Origin of the sequence: Aestuariivivens sp. NBU2969, from assembly GCF_019931125.1 — a bacterium.
GTDB classification, from domain to species: Bacteria; Bacteroidota; Bacteroidia; order Flavobacteriales; family Flavobacteriaceae; genus Aestuariivivens; species Aestuariivivens marinum.
Window position 1 is genome coordinate 235644 of record NZ_JAIOUU010000001.1, and the last position, 20072, is coordinate 255715.

At 35.3% G+C, this 20072-nt stretch carries 16 protein-coding genes; 12 read left to right on the forward strand and 4 right to left on the reverse strand.

All coding sequences use genetic code 11. The annotated features are described in order from the left end of the window. The first annotated feature begins 34 nt into the window (after window positions 1-34). The 3 genes from serB (at window position 35) to bshA (ending at window position 5650) form a co-directional block, all read left to right on the forward strand. Window positions 35-1258 (forward strand): phosphoserine phosphatase SerB, encoded by a 1224-nt coding sequence (serB, locus tag K7G79_RS00990; RefSeq protein ID WP_223548293.1) that lies wholly within the window; start codon window positions 35-37, stop codon window positions 1256-1258. A gap of 128 nt (window positions 1259-1386) precedes the next feature. Beyond that, entirely contained in the window at window positions 1387-4344 is a 2958-nt protein-coding gene (locus tag K7G79_RS00995; protein ID WP_223548295.1) for a glycoside hydrolase family 3 N-terminal domain-containing protein, read from the forward strand. A gap of 169 nt (window positions 4345-4513) precedes the next feature. Further along, entirely contained in the window at window positions 4514-5650 is a 1137-nt protein-coding gene (gene bshA, locus K7G79_RS01000) for an N-acetyl-alpha-D-glucosaminyl L-malate synthase BshA (RefSeq protein WP_223548296.1), read from the forward strand. 60 nt (window positions 5651-5710) lie between these two features. Here the strand turns inward: bshA and K7G79_RS01005 are convergent, their stop codons facing one another. After that, window positions 5711-6190, reverse strand: a complete 480-nt coding sequence (locus K7G79_RS01005) for a hypothetical protein (RefSeq protein ID WP_223548298.1) — start codon at window positions 6188-6190, stop codon at window positions 5711-5713. 150 nt (window positions 6191-6340) lie between these two features. Here K7G79_RS01005 and K7G79_RS01010 point away from each other — a divergent pair, with 150 nt between their 5' ends. The 9 genes from K7G79_RS01010 (at window position 6341) to K7G79_RS01050 (ending at window position 16914) form a co-directional block, all read left to right on the forward strand. Then, window positions 6341-9262, forward strand: coding sequence for an FAD-binding and (Fe-S)-binding domain-containing protein (locus K7G79_RS01010; protein WP_223548300.1), 2922 nt, complete (start codon window positions 6341-6343; stop codon window positions 9260-9262). Between the two features lie 186 nt (window positions 9263-9448). Continuing rightward, window positions 9449-10507 carry a chorismate synthase gene (gene aroC, locus K7G79_RS01015; RefSeq protein ID WP_223548302.1) on the forward strand — a complete coding sequence of 353 codons (1059 nt, stop codon included), beginning with the start codon at window positions 9449-9451 and terminating at the stop codon, window positions 10505-10507. 94 nt (window positions 10508-10601) lie between these two features. Beyond that, window positions 10602-10907 (forward strand): hypothetical protein, encoded by a 306-nt coding sequence (locus tag K7G79_RS01020; protein ID WP_223548305.1) that lies wholly within the window; start codon window positions 10602-10604, stop codon window positions 10905-10907. 10 nt (window positions 10908-10917) lie between these two features. Next, on the forward strand, window positions 10918-11460 hold the full coding sequence (locus tag K7G79_RS01025) for an acyl-CoA thioesterase (RefSeq protein ID WP_223548307.1): 543 nt from the start codon (window positions 10918-10920) through the stop codon (window positions 11458-11460). 115 nt (window positions 11461-11575) lie between these two features. Further along, entirely contained in the window at window positions 11576-12901 is a 1326-nt protein-coding gene (locus K7G79_RS01030) for a dicarboxylate/amino acid:cation symporter (protein WP_223548308.1), read from the forward strand. Window positions 12902-12925: 24 nt separating this feature from the next. Further along, window positions 12926-13963, forward strand: a complete 1038-nt coding sequence (gshB, locus tag K7G79_RS01035; RefSeq protein WP_223548310.1) for a glutathione synthase — start codon at window positions 12926-12928, stop codon at window positions 13961-13963. A gap of 130 nt (window positions 13964-14093) precedes the next feature. Continuing rightward, window positions 14094-14915: a sulfurtransferase gene (locus K7G79_RS01040; RefSeq protein ID WP_223548312.1), complete on the forward strand. Its 822-nt coding sequence runs from the start codon at window positions 14094-14096 to the stop codon at window positions 14913-14915. Window positions 14916-14917: 2 nt separating this feature from the next. Beyond that, the gene (locus K7G79_RS01045; protein ID WP_223548313.1) at window positions 14918-15748 is read left to right on the forward strand and encodes an N-formylglutamate amidohydrolase; all 831 of its coding nucleotides are present in this window, start codon (window positions 14918-14920) and stop codon (window positions 15746-15748) included. A 5-nt stretch (window positions 15749-15753) separates the two neighbouring features. After that, window positions 15754-16914, forward strand: coding sequence for a flavohemoglobin expression-modulating QEGLA motif protein (locus K7G79_RS01050; protein WP_223548315.1), 1161 nt, complete (start codon window positions 15754-15756; stop codon window positions 16912-16914). 10 nt (window positions 16915-16924) lie between these two features. Here the strand turns inward: K7G79_RS01050 and K7G79_RS01055 are convergent, their stop codons facing one another. The 3 genes from K7G79_RS01055 to K7G79_RS01065 are packed head-to-tail and all read right to left on the reverse strand — an operon-like array spanning window position 16925 to window position 20045. After that, the gene (locus tag K7G79_RS01055) at window positions 16925-17344 is read right to left on the reverse strand and encodes a thiol-disulfide oxidoreductase DCC family protein (protein ID WP_223548317.1); all 420 of its coding nucleotides are present in this window, start codon (window positions 17342-17344) and stop codon (window positions 16925-16927) included. Beyond that, window positions 17341-19512 (reverse strand): DNA mismatch repair protein MutS, encoded by a 2172-nt coding sequence (locus tag K7G79_RS01060; RefSeq protein ID WP_223548319.1) that lies wholly within the window; start codon window positions 19510-19512, stop codon window positions 17341-17343. The genes K7G79_RS01055 and K7G79_RS01060 overlap by 4 nt, the downstream gene beginning before the upstream one ends. Window positions 19513-19568: 56 nt before the next feature. Further along, window positions 19569-20045 carry a hypothetical protein gene (locus K7G79_RS01065; RefSeq protein ID WP_223548321.1) on the reverse strand — a complete coding sequence of 159 codons (477 nt, stop codon included), beginning with the start codon at window positions 20043-20045 and terminating at the stop codon, window positions 19569-19571. Between the last annotated feature and the right edge of the window lie 27 nt (window positions 20046-20072).

The window sequence follows — 20072 nt, forward strand, 5'->3', positions numbered from 1 at the left end:
AATTTTATAGCTTGTAAAAAATAAATAGTGCATTATGGCCAGTGAGATTTTTTTATTAAATATTTCGGGACAGGATAAACCCGGATTAACATCAAGTTTAACAGGTGTTTTAGCGGAATACGATGCTAAAGTATTAGATATAGGACAGGCCAACATCCATGAAACACTTTCTTTGGGTATTTTATTTAAGATCGAATCTGGAAAAAAATCGGCTGCTGTTTTAAAAGACTTGCTTTTTAAGGCCTATGAACTTGGCATAAAAGCTAAGTTCACACCCATTTCGTTAGGTGATTATGAGCATTGGGTAAGTTTGCAAGGCAAGAACCGTTATATTGTTACCATTTTAGGAGAACGCTTGGCAGCTGAACAAATTTCTAAAGTTACAAAGGTTATTTCAGAAAAAAATCTAAACATCGATTCCATTAAACGCCTTACAGGGCGTTTGTCGTTGGTTAAGGAAGAGGAATATCCTAGAGCCTCAATTCAGTTATCTATCAGGGGTCAAATTACTGATAAAGCAGAGTTTACCGAAAAATTTATGCAAATTTCACATGATCTGGATGTGGATATAGCCTTCCAAGAAGATAACATTTACAGACGCAATAGACGCTTGGTGTGCTTTGATATGGATTCTACCTTGATACAAACCGAAGTGATTGACGAACTGGCGGAACTTGCTGGTGTTGGTGAGGAGGTAAAAACTATTACAGAAACGGCCATGCAAGGTGAAATTGATTTTAACGAAAGCTTTATTAGGCGTATGAAGCTTTTAAAAGGCTTGAGCGAAGACGTGCTTCATGACGTGGCCATCAACCTTCCAATAACTAAAGGCGCAAAACGACTTATAGACACTTTAAAATCCTACGGATTTAAAACTGCTATTTTATCTGGTGGTTTCACCTATTTTGGCCATTATCTACAAAAAGAATTTGGGATAGACTATGTTTATGCCAATCAATTGGAGATAAAAGATGGTGTTTTAACGGGTAATTACTTGGGTGATATTGTAAATGGTGAAAAAAAGGCAGAATACCTTCAGGAAATAGCCAATAAAGAAGGCATTCATATCAATCAAACTATTGCTGTAGGAGATGGCGCTAACGATTTGCCTATGTTAAACCTAGCGGGTTTGGGTATCGCGTTTCATGCTAAGCCTAAAGTAAAAAATAACGCGCAAAGCTCTATTTCCAGTATAGGATTAGATGGCGTATTATATCTATTAGGCTATCATGACAGGCACATTGATTTATTGCATTAGTTATGGCTATACTTGGTTAATGATTTCTTTATAATTCTATCTTAAAGTCTTTTTATCTTCCTTGTAAAAATAGTATTTTGGCATAGTTATTAGTATTTGTTCTCTAAATACTTTAAAACACATTACTTATGCGCCATTTCTTTTTATTGTATGTATTTTTTTGTTCATCAAATTTTACTTTTAGCCAGAACGAGCAAAGTCCTCTTATAGCTGATGATACCATTGCTCAACAGAAGTGGGTAGATAGTATATATGATTCATTGTCCTTAAGGGAAAAAATTGGTCAACTGTATATGATTATGGTTTTTTCCAATCAAGATGAAAAAACTAAACTCGATAATATAAAACTAATACGAGACCATAAATTAGGAGGAGTTATCTATTCGTTAGGGGGTCCGGTAAGGCAAGCTAAAATTAACAATTCCCTTCAAGCGATATCGAAGGTGCCGTTACTTGTTGGAATGGATGCCGAATGGGGTTTGGGTATGCGTTTGGATTCCACATACTCTTTTCCTTGGAACATGACATTAGGAGCTATAAAAGATAACGCCCTAATTGAACGCACTGGACAACAAATTGGAGAGCATTGTAAGCGAATGGGTATACATTTTAATTTTGCTCCGGTAACAGATATCAACACCAATCCCAAAAACCCTATAATAGGAAATCGCTCGTTTGGTGAAAACCGCGATATTGTTACCGAAAAAGCTTTGGCGTTTATGAAAGGGATGCAGGGGGCAGGTGTTTTAGCGAATGCCAAGCATTTTCCGGGGCATGGTGACACCGATCAAGATTCCCATAAAACTTTGCCTACAGTAGGATTTAGTGAAAAGCGCATTGATTCTGTTGAATTGTACCCTTATAAAAAACTTATACGGGAAGGGCTTTCAAGTGTGATGGTGGCGCATTTAAATGTACCTAGCTTGGAATCGCGCTTGGGTTATCCGTCATCATTGTCTAAGCATATTGTTACTGATATTTTAAAGGAACGCTTGGGGTTTAACGGTCTTATTTTTACCGATGCTTTGAATATGAGGGGTGTGGCAGATATGGTTCAGCCTAGTGTCGATGGTAATACCTCAAGTACATTTTTAACTAGTGGAACTATAGACCTTGAGGCTTTTAAAGCAGGTAATGATGTTTTGCTCATTTCAGAGGATGTGCCTGCGGGGATTTCAAAAATAGCCGAGGCCTATAATACTGGAGAAATTACTGAAGCACGTTTGGCCCATTCGGTCAAAAAGGTGCTCCGTGCTAAATACAAAGTAGGACTACACGATTACCAACCAGTTGGTTTAAACAACCTGGTCAATGATTTAAACAGGATTGAAGATAACTTGTTATATGAAGAACTAATGGAAAATGCCATAACAGTTGTCAAGAATGACAATGATTTAATTCCTTTTCAAAAGCTGGAAACTAAGTCATTTGCTTATGTTGAACTAGGGGATGATAGTGGTACACCATTTTTCGAGGAACTTAAAAAATACACCAAAATCCATAAGATAGAGGCTGATGGTTTTAGTGATTTAACTAATAAATTACAAGCCTATAACACAGTAATTATAGGCTTTCATCGCTCTAATGACAGTCCATGGAAAGCTTATAAGTTTAGTGAAGAAGAACAGCGTTGGATAAGCCAAATATCAAAAACCCATAATGTGGTTCTTGATATTTTTGTAAAACCTTATGCCTTAATGGATTTAGAAAATATCGATGATATAGAAAGTATCGTAATAAGCTATCAAAACAGTATTGTCGCTCAGGAAAAATCCGCACAATTATTATTTGGTGCCATTCCTTCAAAAGGTGTTTTGCCTGTATCTATAGGTAGTCATTTTAAGGTAGGAGATGGAATCTTTAACAATTCAATAGAGCGCTTAAGCTATGGCTTACCAGAACATGTAGGCATGGATTCTAAAAAATTAAACAAGTTGGATTCTGTTGCAAAACTTGCAGTGAAAGAAAAAATGACTCCTGGTATTCAATTACTAGTTGCTAGAAAAGGTAAGGTTATTTACAATAAGAATTTTGGAAAGCACACCTATGAAGGAAAGGAAAAAGTTCACTTTGATGATATTTATGATGTAGCCTCCTTAACCAAAATACTGGCGACACTGCCTCTTCTAATGGAGTTGGAAGAAGAGGGAATAGTTTCGTTAGATACAAAATTACCTGAAATTTTACCTGAATACAATAACTCCAATAAAGCTCAGATTACTTTAAAAAGCATGTTGTCCCACTATGCTCAATTGCGTCCCTGGGAACCTTTTTATTACAAGACCTTAGATTCGGTATCCAAAAAACCTAGTGAAACCTATTACAGAAGCGAAAAAAGTAAGGAGTTTAATATAGAGGTAGCAAAAGAACTGTATTTAAGGAGTGATTATGAAGATTCCATTCAAAGTATTATTAAGGATTCTGAGTTGCTCGATAGAAAACGGTATCGATACAGTGATTTTCCTTATTACATATTAAAGAAATTTATTGAGTACCATTACGACAGAAGATTAGACGAGTTAGCTCAAAATCATTTTTATGAATCAATGGGTGCCAATTATACGATGTACAATCCGTATCATACCATTAGTAGTAAAAAAATTGTGCCAACAGAGATTGATGATTATTATCGATATCAAAAAATACATGGTTATGTTCATGACATGGGAGCGGCTATGCAAAATGGAGTAGGTGGTCATGCAGGTGTTTTCAGTAATGCCAATGATGTTGCAAAAATTATGCAAATGTATTTACAAAAGGGGTTTTATGGTGGTAAACGCTATTTTAAACCAGAAACCATCAATAAGTTCAATACCTGTTATTATTGTGAAAATGATAACCGACGGGGTGTTGGTTTTGATAAGCCCCAGTTAGGTGATGAAGGACCTACCTGTGGTTGTGTATCGATGACTAGTTTTGGTCATTCGGGCTTTACAGGTTCTTATACGTGGGCAGACCCAGAAGAAGAAATTGTGTATGTGTTTTTAGCCAATAGAACCTACCCAAAAGCTGAAAACAATATATTGTTAAGAGAAAATATAAGAACCAAAATTCAGCGATTAATTTATGAAGCTATAGATGATTAAAGCACCTATAATTATAATGTAAAGTGTAAAAGTTGAATTATTTAATGGTTTTGGCCATCTATATCTTTTGTTACTTAAATTTTAAAACATAAACAGCCATGATTAATTTTTAATCATACAACGGAATGATAATTTGGATGTTCCATATGAACATAAAAAATAGTAATATATGAAAATAGGAATCGTTTGTTATCCAACCTTTGGAGGAAGTGGGGTAGTGGCTACCGAACTGGGTTTAGAATTGTCTAAACGTGGTCATGAAATTCATTTTATTACCTACAACCAACCTGTAAGACTGGAGTTGTTGAGCAATAATGTACATTATCATGAAGTGACGGTACCAGAGTATCCGTTATTCCATTATCAACCCTATGAGCTGGCTCTTTCCAGTAAATTAGTGGACATGGTAAAACTTCATAAGATTGAAATTTTACATGTTCATTATGCCATTCCACATGCTTATGCAGCCTATATGGCAAAACAAATGCTTCAGGAGGAAGGTATTTATGTTCCTATTGTAACTACGCTTCATGGTACAGATATAACTTTGGTAGGTAGTCATCCATTTTATAGGTCGGCTGTTACTTTTAGTATCAATAAATCAGATGCGGTTACGGCAGTTTCAAAAAGTTTAAAGGAAGACACACTTAGGTTATTCGATATTAAAAATGAAATTCATGTAGTACCTAATTTTATTGACTTAGATAAGCATAATTTCAATTTTACAGATTGCCAACGAAGTATGATGGCGAATGAAGATGAAAAAATTATTACACATATTAGTAATCTAAGACCTGTTAAGCGGGTTCAGGATGTTATAAAAGTGTTTTATAACATTCAGCATAATATGCCTGCAAAGTTAATGGTAATTGGTGAGGGACCAGAACGGGAAAGAATTGAGTACGACTGTCAAAAATTGGGTATACTTGATAAAGTTATTTTCTTTGGAAGAAGTAATGAAATTGATAAAATATTGTGTTTTAGTGACTTGTTTTTATTACCGTCGGAAACTGAAAGTTTTGGATTGGCAGCATTAGAGGCTATGGCCTCTGGGGTTCCTATTATTTCAAGTAATACTGGTGGTATTCCTGAGGTGAATGTTCATGGTGTTTCTGGATATTTGAGTAATGTTGGTGATGTGGATGATATGAGCAAAAATGCCTTGTACATTTTAAGTGATAACAATCGATTAAAAACATTTAAGGAAAACGCTAGAAAAGAATCCTTAAAATTCGATTTACATGCCATTGTACCACAATACGAAACGATTTATGAGGATACTTTAGCTAAGTGTTTAGTTTTGTAAAATAACCTCATAAAAAAAACACCAAAACGGTGTTTTTTTTTATGAGGTATATCTTTAGAATTAGAATTGATAACGTAATCCAAGGGCGATATCAAAAACGGTACTATCAGTAAAATCATTATTGCCAAATTCAGGTCTGAAATCTAATGAAATTAGCAAAGGAATATCAAAGCTGTATTCTATACCCACATTTCCAGCTGCAAAAAACCCAGTACTATCATTACCGTCTAAATTATCTCTTCCAGAAAATGATGCTAAGCCTGCACCAACACCTGCATACCAATTAAAACTACCATCTAAAACCCATACCCATTGATATAGTCCTGTAAGCTTAAATGCAGAATAATTGTTGCCATCTCGCCATCCTAGATCAAACTCTAAACGGTTATTGTCTCCTAAAGCACGTTGGTAAGATACTTCAGCACCAAAACCATCACTGTCACCAAGTCTTAACCCTAAGGCATTGTCTGCAATAGCTTGAGCATTCGATGTCACTACAAATCCAATAAGTGCAATTGCTAATAAAAATACTTTCTTCATAAGTTTTAAAGTTTTTTGTTTTATTATTAATATACGGTCAATTGTTAAAAATAGATCATTCTCAACATTGATGTACTTTTACAAAAATAACGCCAAAAATGTAATTATCTTTAACGGAAAATTAAATTTTAAACAAAATTTTGTTCAAACATGGGCTTAGCGTCACATTTACAGGCCTTAAAAAAAAGCCTAACAGGTGAATTATTTTATGACGATTTAACAAAAGCACTTTATGCTACCGATGCCTCGGTATACAGAATGTTGCCTATGGCAGTTGCATATCCAATGACTAATGAGGACATCAAACTACTTATACATTTTGCTAAAGTGCATAAAGCTACTTTAATTCCACGTACGGCTGGTACTTCGCTTGCAGGACAATGTGTGGGGAATGGTATTGTAGTTGATGTGTCAAAGCACTTCACGAAAATTTTAAGTTTCGATAAGGAAACACAAACCATAACAGTACAACCAGGGGTAGTGCGTGATGCGCTAAATCTTTTTTTAAAGCCTCATGGTTTGTTTTTTGGCCCTAATACATCAACATCCAATCGATGTATGATAGGTGGTATGGTAGGCAATAATTCCTCAGGTTCTACTTCTATTAAGTATGGTGTAACAAGAGATAAAGTTTTACAGATGCATACCATATTGAGTGATGGTAGTGAGGCCATTTTTGGAGAAGTAAGTACTGGGCAGTTTCTAAATAAAACAAAAGAAGTTACTCTAGAAGGGCAAATCTATAATACCATTTATAAGGAGTTAAAACCAAGAGTAGTACAAAATCAAATAATTGAAAATTTCCCAAAACCAGAAATCCATCGTAGAAATACAGGTTATGCCATTGATGAATTGATAAAATCTGAAGTCTTTTCTTCCTCCAAAGAATCGTTTAATATGTGCAAATTGCTTTCAGGCAGTGAGGGAACTTTAGCTTTTACGACACAAATTACATTAAAACTAGATAAGTTACCACCTTCTGAAACCATTATGGTAGCAGCACATTTTAACAGTATAGAAAACTGTTTATATGCTGTAGCTCCCTTAATGAAACACAGCTTATATGCCTGTGAAATGATGGACAAGACCATTTTGGATTGTACAAAGAATAACAAAACCCAACAGGAAAACCGACAGTTTTTACAAGGAGATCCTATGGCTGTTTTAATGTGTGAGGTTAGGGCTAATACATTACAAGAGGTTAACGAACAGGCTGAGTCACTAATAAAGGATCTGGAAAAAACTGGTTTAAGTTATGCTAATCCCAAACTTGTTGGTGACGAAGTCAATAAAGCCAATGGGCTTAGAAGTGCTGGTTTGGGGTTGCTTGGAAATATTGTAGGAGATAAAAAAGCAGTAGCCTGTATAGAGGATACGGCCGTTGTGTTGAACGATTTAGCCAATTACATTTCTGAATTCACAGCACTGATGAAATCTTATAGGCAAAAAGCCGTTTATTATGCACATGCCGGTGCTGGTGAGCTCCATTTGCGTCCTATTTTGGACTTGAAGCAAAAAGAGGATGTTAGCTTATTTAGAAAAATAACCACAGATGTAGCACATTTGGTTAAAAAATATAACGGCTCTATGAGTGGAGAACATGGGGATGGTATTGTTCGAGCTGAATTTATCCCCATGATGATAGGTAAGGAGAATTATGAAATTTTAAAACGTATAAAACAAGCCTTTGATATTGATAATGTTTTTAATGCAGGGAAGATTGTCGATGCCTTTCCTATGGACCAATCCTTGCGTTACGAAATTGATAGGGTAGAACCCAAAATTGAAACCCTGCTCGATTTTTCTAAATCGCAGGGTATTCTTCGTGAGGCCGAAAAGTGTAATGGCTCAGGTGATTGTAGAAAGCTCCCCGATTTTGGTGGTGTGATGTGCCCGAGTTATCGTGCGACACGAAATGAAAAAGACACTACACGAGCTAGGGCAAACGCGTTACGCGAATTTTTAACCAATTCCAATAAAGACAACCGATTTGACCATAAAGAACTTAAAGAGGTTTTTGATTTATGTTTAAGCTGTAAAGCTTGCGCCAGTGAATGCCCCAGTAGTGTGGATGTTGCGAGTTTAAAAGCCGAATTTTTATACCAATACCAAAAAGTGAATGGTGTATCATGGCGAACTATGTTGTTTGCGTATAACAACCAATTAAATAAGCTGGCAAGCCGTTTACCAAGAATTTCAAATGCCGTTTTTTTAAACCGATTTACGGCTTCAATATTAAAACGATTTTTAGGAATAGCCAAGGAACGGAGTTTGCCCGTTATATACCATAAAAGTTTAGATAAATACTATTTAAATTTTAAAGCGGTAGAGAGAAGCGAAAGCTATATTAAAAAGGTGTATTTGTTTAATGATGAGTTTACCAATTTTTTGGACACATCCATTGGAATAGACGCTCTTGAATTATTAAAAAGCTTGAATTACTTCGTTGAAATAATTGATCATGAAGAATCTGGTCGTACTTTCCTATCAAACGGATTCCTTGAACAAGCTAAAGTTTGTGCTAATAAAAATATTGAACTTTTTAAGGATAGAATTTCGGCAGAAACGCCTTTAATAGGTATTGAGCCTTCGGCGATTTTTACATTTAAGGATGAATATTTAAAACTTGCTGACGATAAGATTGCTGCCGAGCACATTGCGAAACATACCTTTTTAATTGAAGAGTTTCTTCAAAAGGAAATCGAGTTAGGGAATATAACCTCGGATAGGTTTACATTGGAGGAAAAAACGATTAAATTTCACGGGCATTGCCATCAAAAATCATTAGGAAATCAGTTTTCTAGTTTTACGGTTTTAAACTTGCCTAAAAATTACAAAGTTACTATAATTCCAAGTGGCTGTTGTGGTATGGCGGGTAGTTTTGGCTATGAAAAAGAACATTACGAGGTAAGTATGCAGGTTGGAGAACAAACTTTGTTTCCAGCACTGCGTAAAGCTCCTAATGATGTTATTATTGCTGCCAATGGCACAAGCTGTAGGCATCAAATAAAGGATGGTACCAAGCGAGAAGCCATGCATCCTATTAGCATTTTAAGGGAAGCCCTTGTTTAACTTAGATATTGAATTATTGGTTAATAGTTATTAAGTACGTTATAGTACAGATTGTTTTCTTTATCATTGGTTATAACGTGTCACTGAGAGCTGAAATTGTAATTTGTTAATCGAAACGATCACTTTTTAGAAACAGTACATTGTGTATTTCTAAGAATAGATTTACTTTAGCAAAAAAATAAAATCATGGCTGGTAATTCCTTTGGAAAACTGTTTAATTTAACAACTTATGGAGAGTCCCACGGTCCTGCATTGGGCGGTGTTATTGATGGTTGTCCACCAGGGGTAACTTTAGATTTTGAAGCTATTCAAAATGAATTGAACAGACGCAAACCTGGTCAGTCTGCCATTGTCACCCAGCGTAAAGAACCTGATACCGTGAAATTCCACTCTGGTATTTTTGAAGGAAAAACAACAGGTACTCCCATTGGTTTTGTTATTGAAAATACAAATCAAAAATCACACGACTATAGCCATATCAAAGATAGTTACAGACCAAGCCATGCTGATTATACCTATGATCAAAAATATGGTTTACGGGATTATCGTGGTGGAGGTCGTAGTTCAGCTCGTGAGACTGCATGTCGTGTAGTTGCTGGGGCGATTGCAAAGCAAGTGCTAAAGGATGTTGAAATAACTGCTTATGTATCTGCCGTTGGCACTATGAAACTAGAGAAGCCATATACCGAATTAGATTTAACCCAAACGGAATCTAACGCCGTACGTTGCCCAGATCAAACTATGGCCGCCAATATGGAAACCTATATAAAAGAAGTGCGCAGCAAAGGCGATACGGTTGGAGGTATTGTAAGTTGTGTGATTAAAAATGTACCAGTTGGTTTAGGCGAACCTGTTTTTGATAAATTACATGCCGAACTTGGTAAGGCCATGCTATCCATTAATGCGGTTAAAGGTTTTGAATATGGTAGTGGTTTTCATGGAAGTACTATGTACGGTAGTGCCCATAATGATGCATTTAATATAGATGGTTCTACAAAAACCAATTATTCTGGAGGTATACAAGGGGGGATAAGCAATGGTATGGACATTTATTTTAATGTAGCCTTTAAGCCTGTGGCAACCTTAATACAGAAATACGATACTATCGATAAGGATGGTAACATTGTAGAAATGCAAGGCAAAGGACGCCACGATCCTTGTGTTGTACCTCGTGCCGTGCCTATAGTGGAGGCCATGGCTGCATTGGTTTTAGCAGACTTTTACTTGATCAATAAGATGTATTAACGCATATTTTACTTATTACCTATAGTTGAATACATAAAGTAATTTGACTAAAAATAATTCCTTATCTTTCTATACGTAACAATTAAATTATACTATGGGAGATAAGAAAGCAGGAACCATCATGCAAATGGTTCGGTTTAAAACCAGATTGTCAGAAGAACAACTTCTTAAAGTCGCCAAGGAGCGTGAACCTCATTTTAAAGCCATTTCTGGAATCTTACAGAAATATTATCTCAAATTAGGAGATCATGAATATGGCGGTGTTTATGTTTGGGATTCTATAGAATCGCTAGAAACATACAGGGCTTCAGATTTAGCTGCCTCCATCCCTTATGCTTATCAGGTTATAGAGCCTCCTACCATTGAAGTGATGGATATCTTATTTGAACTTAGAGCGTAATACCGTTGTGATGAGATGGATTAAGCTTCTTCAAATAATAGTTAAAGCTAGATTTAGACCAAAGGTTAATGGTTCAGAAACCACACGTGTAAATTTTAGGGTTTGGGTAACCGATATTGATGTATCGGTGATGAATCATGCTGCCATTATGACCGTTTTTGAAATGGGACGAGCAGATTTTATGGTACGAACCAACTTTTTTAAAGTGGCTACTAAAAATAAATGGTTTTTTCCCAATCAAGCTATTCATGTGCAGTTTTACAGGCCACTTAAAATGTTTCAAAGGGCTGAGGTTTACACTAGAATGTCTTTTGTCGATGATTCATGGTTCTATTTTGAACAAAAAATCATGAGAAAAGGGAAACCCGTAGCAGCTTGTTTAGCCAATGGTTTGGCCAAACGGGGCAGGGAGACAATAGCTACTTCAAAAATCATTGAAGCTTTAGAGATAGATTCCAGTAAAGTACCCCGAAAAAAACATGAACTAATAAATCTTTTTAATGTTAGTAATGGAGAGATGACTAGCAAGATTATAGAAAACTGGGATATGTAAAGATTATTTTACTTTTTTAAAAGTCAAAGTAATTTAGGTTTAGACACAAAACCATCAAAAATAATTATATTGCTTCAGAAATAATTTTTAAAACAAATAATACAAAAAATAAACTTTGAAAAAACTAGCACTACACTGGAAGATTATTATTGGAATGGTTCTGGGGATCATTTTTGGCTTTATTATGAATACCGTAGAAGGTGGGAAAGGATTTGTAGCCGATTGGATAGCACCGTTTGGAACAATATTCATTAATCTTTTAAAACTCATTGCAGTGCCTTTAATCTTGGCATCATTAATTAAGGGTATTTCAGATTTAAAGGATATTTCCAAGATAAAATCAATGGGTTTACGAACCATAAGCATTTATATTACTACAACCTTGGTCGCAATTATTATAGGTCTGGGTATTGTAAATACTGTTAAGCCAGGTAATGGTATGCCACAGGATACCATAGAAAAAATTAAATTAAAATATGAAAATGATGAAGGAGTAACGGGCAAGCTATTGGAAGCATCTGCTCAAAAAGATGCTGGACCATTACGTGCATTAGTTGATATTTTTCCAAGTAATATATTTAAGTCTTTTGCAGAAGCTTCTATGTTGCAGATTATCTTTTTTGCTTTGTTTGTTGGTATTTGCTTGTTGTTAATAGGTGAACGAAAAGCCAAACCCCTGATAGATTTTTTCGATTCCCTTAACGAAGTAGTAATGAAAATGGTGGATTTAATCATGCTATTTGCCCCTTATGCGGTTTTTGCCTTACTGGCAAATGTTATTATAGCTTTTGATGATACCGAAATATTAGTAAAACTTTTATATTATGCTCTGTGCGTTGTTGGAGGGTTGATATTAATGATACTATTTTATCTTATTTTAGTTGGGGTATTTGTGAAGAAATCACCTCTGTGGTTTATTAAAGAGATTAGTCCCGCACAGTTATTGGCATTTTCTACTAGTAGTAGTGCTGCTACATTACCTGTAACAATGGAACGTGTCGAAGAACACTTGGGAGTTGATAAAGAAGTTTCGGGTTTTGTTTTGCCAGTTGGAGCTACTGTTAATATGGATGGCACCAGTCTATATCAAGGTATAGCTGCCGTTTTTATCATGCAGGTTATTTGGCCTGAGGGATTGACCTTTACCAACCAAATGGTAATTGTTTTAACCGCCTTATTGGCATCTATTGGAAGTGCTGCGGTACCAAGTGCAGGTATGGTCATGTTGGTTATAGTACTGGAATCCATTGGATTTCCAGCTGAATTGTTGCCCATTGGTTTAGCACTTATTTTTGCAGTAGATAGACCGTTGGATATGTGCAGGACTGTAGTAAACGTTACAGGAGATGCTACAGTTTCCATGTTGGTTGCCAAATCTTTAGATAAGATACATGAACCGAAGCCTAAAGAATGGGATGATCATTACGATGAAGTGAAGTAATTTAATTAAAAACCAAAACACTAAATGAATGTTTGTTTTATAATGTACCCCTGGGGAGATATCGACCCAGAAAATGATTCAACACTGGCTTTAATAAAAGAATGTGCTAAAAGGGGACACGGTTTGGCCATGTGTACCCCAGCCAATTTAACCATTCGCAATAGTGTAACCAATGCATTTTGTACGGTAATTAATAGAATGGAAAAGGTGCCCAGTAGCTTAAAAGCCTTTTACAACAAAGCCGATTTGAGAGAGGAAATGCTTCCCTTAGCTGGATTTGACGCCATTTTTTTTAGAGCCAATCCACCTTTGGATCCCATTATGTTGAATTTCTTGGATTCGGTAAAAGATGATGTTTTCATTATTAATTCTTTAGAAGGTATGCGAGAGGCCAATAATAAATTATATACTGCTGCTTTTGGCGATGCCCATAGTAATATTATACCAGCGACTCATGTATCAAAGAACAAAAAATATTTAATTAAGCAGATTAAAGAATCTAAAGCCGATAAAATGATTTTAAAGCCATTGAATGGTTTTGGAGGATCGGGAGTTATTTTAATTGAAAAGTCTGCGATGAGCAATATTAATTCGTTATTAGACTTTTATATTAATAGTGGTGATGGTGATTCCAATTACGTTATTTTGCAGGATTATATTGAAGGTGCCGATCAAGGTGATATACGTATTCTTTTATTAAATGGAGAACCCATTGGTGCTATGAGGCGGGTTCCGGGTTCAGATGACCACCGTTCAAATGTTTCAGCGGGAGGTAGTGTGCAAAGGCATAATTTAACGAAAACTGAAAAAGCCTTATGTAAACAGATTGGTCCTAAGTTAGTGAATGATGGACTCTATTTTGTTGGTATCGATGTAATTGGAGGTAAATTAGTTGAAGTTAATGTGATGTCACCGGGAGGAATTACCTATATTAATAAAGTTTACAAACCAAAAGTTAAGATTGAGGAAAAAGTGATTGACTTTTTAGAAAGTAAAGTATTGGATAAACTTCAAGCCTTCGATAGACGTGCGCGATTGCGAAAAACTGTAGAGGACGCATAGTATTAATAGGCTGTTTGCAGTTTGCAGTTTCATTTGCAATGGATAAAATTAAAGTAATGAACAAAATTGAAAATGAAGATTGAGAAATAGTATTACGTATAGAATTCATAATAACCCAATAACCTAAAAAATGAGTTCAAAAATAACAATCACCCACCCATTAGTTTCTGTAGATTGGCTTAATGACAGCATTAATGTCGGTAATTTGGTTGTTTTGGATGCAACTATGAACAAGCCATTAGACGCTTCCCAAAAACAGATTCCTAACGCACGTTATTTTGATATAAAAAACAGATTTAGTAATACCACTGATCCTTTTCCAAACGCTTTTCCGTCAACTCAGTTATTTCAGGAAGAGTCTAGGCTATCAGGAATTTGTAATGATAGTGCTATTGTGGTTTATGATGACAAAGGCATTTATTCCAGTGCCCGTGTTTGGTGGCTATTTAAGGCTTTTGGGTATGATAATGTAGCTGTTTTAAATGGTGGTTTTCCTGCTTGGACAAAGGCTGGTTATAGGACAGAACCCATGCAGTTATATAATGGTGAAACAGGTGATTTTACACCTAATCTTCAGCCTAACCTGATGAAGTTTTTTAACGACATAAAAGGCATTTCGAAAAATAAGAGTCATCAAATAATTGATGCTCGTTCTGCAGGTCGGTTTAATTGTATAGAACCCGAACCCAGAGCTGGGTTAAGAATGGGAACTATTCCTAATTCAGTTAATTTACCCTACACAGATTTGTTGGAAGATGGTATGTTAAAGGACGAAAACCTCTTAAAGCAAAAATTTGACCAATTTGCCGATACAGATGATCCACTAGTGTTTTCTTGTGGTTCAGGAATAACGGCTTGTGTATTGGCATTAGGTGCCGAAATTTCTGGTTATAATAATATTTCTGTGTATGATGGGTCTTGGACAGAATGGGGAACTTTGGTTAAAGAATAAGTATGGAAAAACTTTCAGTACAACAAATTATTCAAAATATAAAGGACGAAATAATTTTTGAAGCTATTGCTTCGGATTATTCATTTACTATAAAGATTTCAGCCTATGTCCCTTATGCTTGTGGTGCAATACACGATGGACATCAATTTAGAAAAGAGCTATGGGAACCTTGTTTGCATACTGAATATGAGCGGTGGTATGAGGAAGACCCAGAAACTAAGAATATGGTACAATCTCACCCCATAGTTATTGCTGGGTGTGATTCGCGATTTGAATACGATTTAAACCGAGCGCCAGATGAGGCTGTTTTTGTAACGGCTTGGGGCAAACAATTATGGAAATATCCGCTAACAGAAGCAATCATTTCTAAAAGCCTTGAGAAGCATGCAAATTTTTATAAAGTAGTGCATGCCCTAATTGAAACTTTGGAATCTAAATTTGGGTTTTGTACGGTTTACGATATGCATAGCTATAATTGGAAACGATGGGATAGAGAAGTACCTACTTGGAATTTGGGTACTAGCAATATTGATAATCAACGATTTGGAAATGCCATTGAGAAATGGCGGCAAAGCCTATCGGAAATACAATTTCCCAATGGGATTAAATCCACTTCAAAGATAAACGATACCTTTCAAGGCAATGGTTATTTTTTAAAATTTATTACCCAAAATTTTAAAAATACCTTAGTTTTGGCAACCGAAATAGCCAAGGTGTACTGCGATGAATATGAACAAATTATATTCCCCGAAGTGGTTTCGATGGGAGAAAGGGAATTGAAGGAACGTATTCCCAAGCACGCACTGGAAACGTATAATATTTTTAAACCTTAAGCTTAATGTTATTGGATAAGCATGTAGATTATAAAACACTCTTTGCAATTGATACTAAAATTGATGCTTTAGTTAAGCAAATAGAGTTACTGGCTTATGTTAATCCCATAAATATTGAAACCGAAAAGAATCGTTTTTTTTCATCAAAGTATTTAACCGATCCTGTTTTTAAATATCCTGAAATAAATTTTGACAGGTTTAAATTGCACAGGGAGTTGTTTATACAGCCCTTAGAGCAAATTGAAGATACAGCTATTAAAAATTTATACGAGGATATTATATACAGCTATTCTGGATTAATTCAATGCATTGAAACCATTGGAAATGGTAAAAAATTCTATTATAACTGTCTACATTGTTTCGGCACGCCTACTGAAACAGATGTAGAAAATGCAAAGTTTATTCTTCATTTTGAAGATGAAGATATAAAAACAGAGCCTTTTGTTCCTAAATATTCTGCCGAAGAAGCAGAGGTGTTTTTTAAGGAATTCTCTAAAAGATATGATTTTAGCTATGAGGTTAAACATTCCGATAAAATTTCGGCTATTGCTATGGTTTTAAATAATGTAAGAACATTAGTATTAAATAGCAATTATACCTTTTCAGATAACGAAATCGCAGTATTAACCAATCACGAAATAGGGGTACACATGGTTACCACTATGAACGGAATATTACATCCGTTAAAAATATTTTCACACGGATTCCCAAATTATGAAGAGACTCAGGAAGGGCTGGCTGTTTTTGCTGAATATATGAGCAATAATCTTACTGTAAAGCGCTTGAAGGAATTGGCGTACCGGGTAATAGCTGTTGATAGTTTAGCCAAAGGGTATTGTTTTTCAAGAACATTTAGGTTGTTGCACAATCAATATGATTTGGATAAGGAAAATGCCTTTTATATAACAGTACGTGCTCATCGTGGAGGAGGATTTACTAAGGATTACTTGTATTTAACAGGACTTAAAAAAATCTATAACTATTACCATGAAGGGAAGGATTTAAGCCTGCTTTTAACGGGAAAGGTGTCTTTGGAATATGTTGATGAAATTCAGTCATTAATCGATAAAAAATTAGCAGTGCCTTCAAAACACATTACCGATGCTTATGCCCAAAACAAAAACACCAACAAAACCATAGATTTTATTTTAAGTAGTTTGAAATAACCAATAAATATCAATCCAAAAACCTACGCTTAAATTCAGGTGTAGGTATCATACAATCTTCTTTTTTTCCAAACCAGTTATAGCGGTTTATGGCAATATAATCATATATCCAATTACGAATAACAGGAGGAACAATAAAAAAGATAGCGAGTAGGTTTCTTGGAAAACCTAATCTTGAAGCTATTTTTAGTACTGCGGAACTTTTATAACTCAACCTGTTATCAGGAGTGTAAAGTAAAATAGAATCTAATGCATTAGTGTCTATATTGAAATGTTCAATTATTTGTTGTCCTGTTTTGCCCTGTAATGGCGCAAATATAAATCGGTTTCTTTTATCGTACTTAATAACGTATTGTACAGCACCATTGCATAAGTTACATATCCCATCGAAAAGGATAAGTTGTTTATGATTCGGTATTTGGGAGATCATTTTTTAGTCTCTACTAATTCCAATTGTTCTAAGCTAACATTTGTGGTAAACATACCGTAGTTAACAACGGCTTTGTTTTTTTCAATTTTATCTATGCTGCCAACAGCGCGGCCATCTTCCATACGTACACGGTCCCCAATTTTTAAAACAGGTTTTGGCTTTTCGGCTTCTTTTTGTTTGGCAATTAGTTTTTCTGTTTTTTTCTTTTTCCTTATAACCTCTACTTTCTTTTCAACTTCTTGCTTAACCTTTTTTTCCTTGGCCTTTTCAACTTGCTTTTGTTTAGCAGATATTTTTTTTCGTTTAGAATTTTCTATTTGAACAACCTTAAATAATTCGGCCATGAGGTCACGTTTACGCTTATTTTCAAAATATTTTTCAGCCAAATCATTTACTTTTTGACCTAAATAGATAAGTCGTTGGTTACTGTCGTACAATTCCTGATAGCTCTCTAATTTCTTTTGAATCTTGGCATTTATTTCCTCCAGTTTGTCGGCTTCGGCACTTTTCTTTTTTTCGTTAAGTTTTAGAGATTGCCCTGTTTTTTCCAGTCTGGAGCGTTCTTTTTGGAGTTTGGCAATGGTAGCATCAAAACGGACCTTGCTACGCTCTATTTTCTTTTTAGCCCGATTAATTAAGCTGTATGGAATGCCATTTTTCTGGGCTACCTCAAAAGTAAAGGAGCTACCAGCCTGTCCTACAACCAATTTAAACATGGGTTCCAAGGTACGTTCGTTAAAGAGCATATTGGCGTTGACCATATCGGGTAGTTCGGTAGCCAATATTTTTAGGTTGGAGTAATGCGTTGTTATTATACCAAAGGCCTTACGGTGATAAAACTCTTCCAAAAAAGTTTCAGCCAGAGCGCCACCCAATTCAGGATCACTGCCTGTACCAAACTCATCAATAAGAAAGAGCGTATTGGCATTACACTTTTTCAGAAAATAATTCATTTGCTTTAAGCGGTAACTGTAAGTACTTAAATGGTTTTCTATGGATTGATTGTCGCCTATATCACTCAACACCCTATCAAACAAACATACTTTGCTGCGTTCGTGTACCGGAATAAGGAGTCCGCTTTGCAACATAACTTGTAGTAACCCGATAGTTTTAAGAGTAATACTTTTTCCTCCAGCATTGGGGCCTGAAATAACAATAATTCTACTGTCTTCTTTTAGTGTTATAGATTGGGGAAATGTTTCTTTCTGTTTCGATAAATTGTTTAAATAGAGCAATGGGTGATAGGCGTCCCTTAAACACATCCTTTTTCCTTCTGAAAACTCGGGGAGAATGGCATTTAATGATTTGGCATATTTCGCTTTTGCAGAAATGACATCCATATCAACTAGAAATGCTTGGTAGTCATGAAGCAATAATAAATACGGACGAATGGCATTGGTGACCTCCTTTAATATTCGAATGATTTCTTCCGTCTCTTCGTATTCTAAGTTGTTAAGTTCTCTAGAATACTGTAAAGTCGCTTCGGGTTCAATGTAAACAATGCTACCGGTTTTACTGTTACCCATAACACTACCTTTAACTTTACGACGATACATGGCTTTTACTGCTAAAACACGACGGTTATCTACCACAGATTCTCTAATATCATCTAAATATTCTAGATTATGATAAGCGTTGAGTGCTGTTGCAAAGCTCTGATTTATTTTCCCTTTAACTTTATTGATAGATTGCCTTAAATCAAAAAGTAGCGTAGAGGCATTATCCTTTATATCTCCAAAACGATCTATAATATTATCTACTTTTTCAATTAGAATTTTGGTAACTTCTATTTTAGAGGCAAAATCATTTAAAGTAGGGTAATACTCCTTGAACTTGTTAAGAAATATAATGATCGTGTTTGTTGTTAACGAAATGGAAGCAATCTTTTTTAAGCCATGTATGTCTAGATAGGTATTCTCAATCTTTAGCAGCTTAAGCTCTTTTGCAATGGAATCAAAACCATGGTTAGGAATGCGATTATCGTTGTAGAATGACGATAGGTATTCATTGGTATGGTTTAAAGCAACCATGAGTTGTTCGTTAGAACGCATTGGCGCAATATTTTGTGCTTCATGGTTGCCCAATGCGGTAATGCAGAGCTCGCTTACCTGCTGAAGTACCATTGGAAATTCTAAATCTTCTAGTGTTTTTTTGTGAATACCGTTCATGTTATTACGCCTTGACATGTTTCTTGTTTCCCAAAAAGGCAAACAAATTTAAACATTTAGTGGTTTAGTTCTTCCAACTTTAAATTATAATCGTATTGTAGGTCCTCGTGTAAGGTAGTAACAGTTTTTTTAATCAGTGCAATTTGTCGGGTATACGTATTTACCAATTGCTGGCTTCGCTTTATATTTGGACGAAAGGCTTTTAATTGCTCACAAAAATGAAGTAATAGCTCAACCTCGGTTTCTTTCTTTTGGGAATAGCGGATATATTTCTTTAGGTTACGCAAAATTTTGCGAACACTTTTCCGTATGTAGAACAGGCTAGATCTGTTTATGAGTTCAAACTCGTTTTCCACATATCGTCTAATACTATTTATATAGGCTTCTTCGTTAGTAGATTCAAATAATAAATAAGTAAGGAGTTCTTTGTTCTCTTTTTTAAATCTAGTAAGCCTTAAACAGAGCTCTTGTAGATTTTCATGAGAATGTAAGCTCAATTCCTTTTTAATTTCCCGAAGTGTTGCTGCTTTCATTTTATTTTTAGTATGAAGGATAAATAT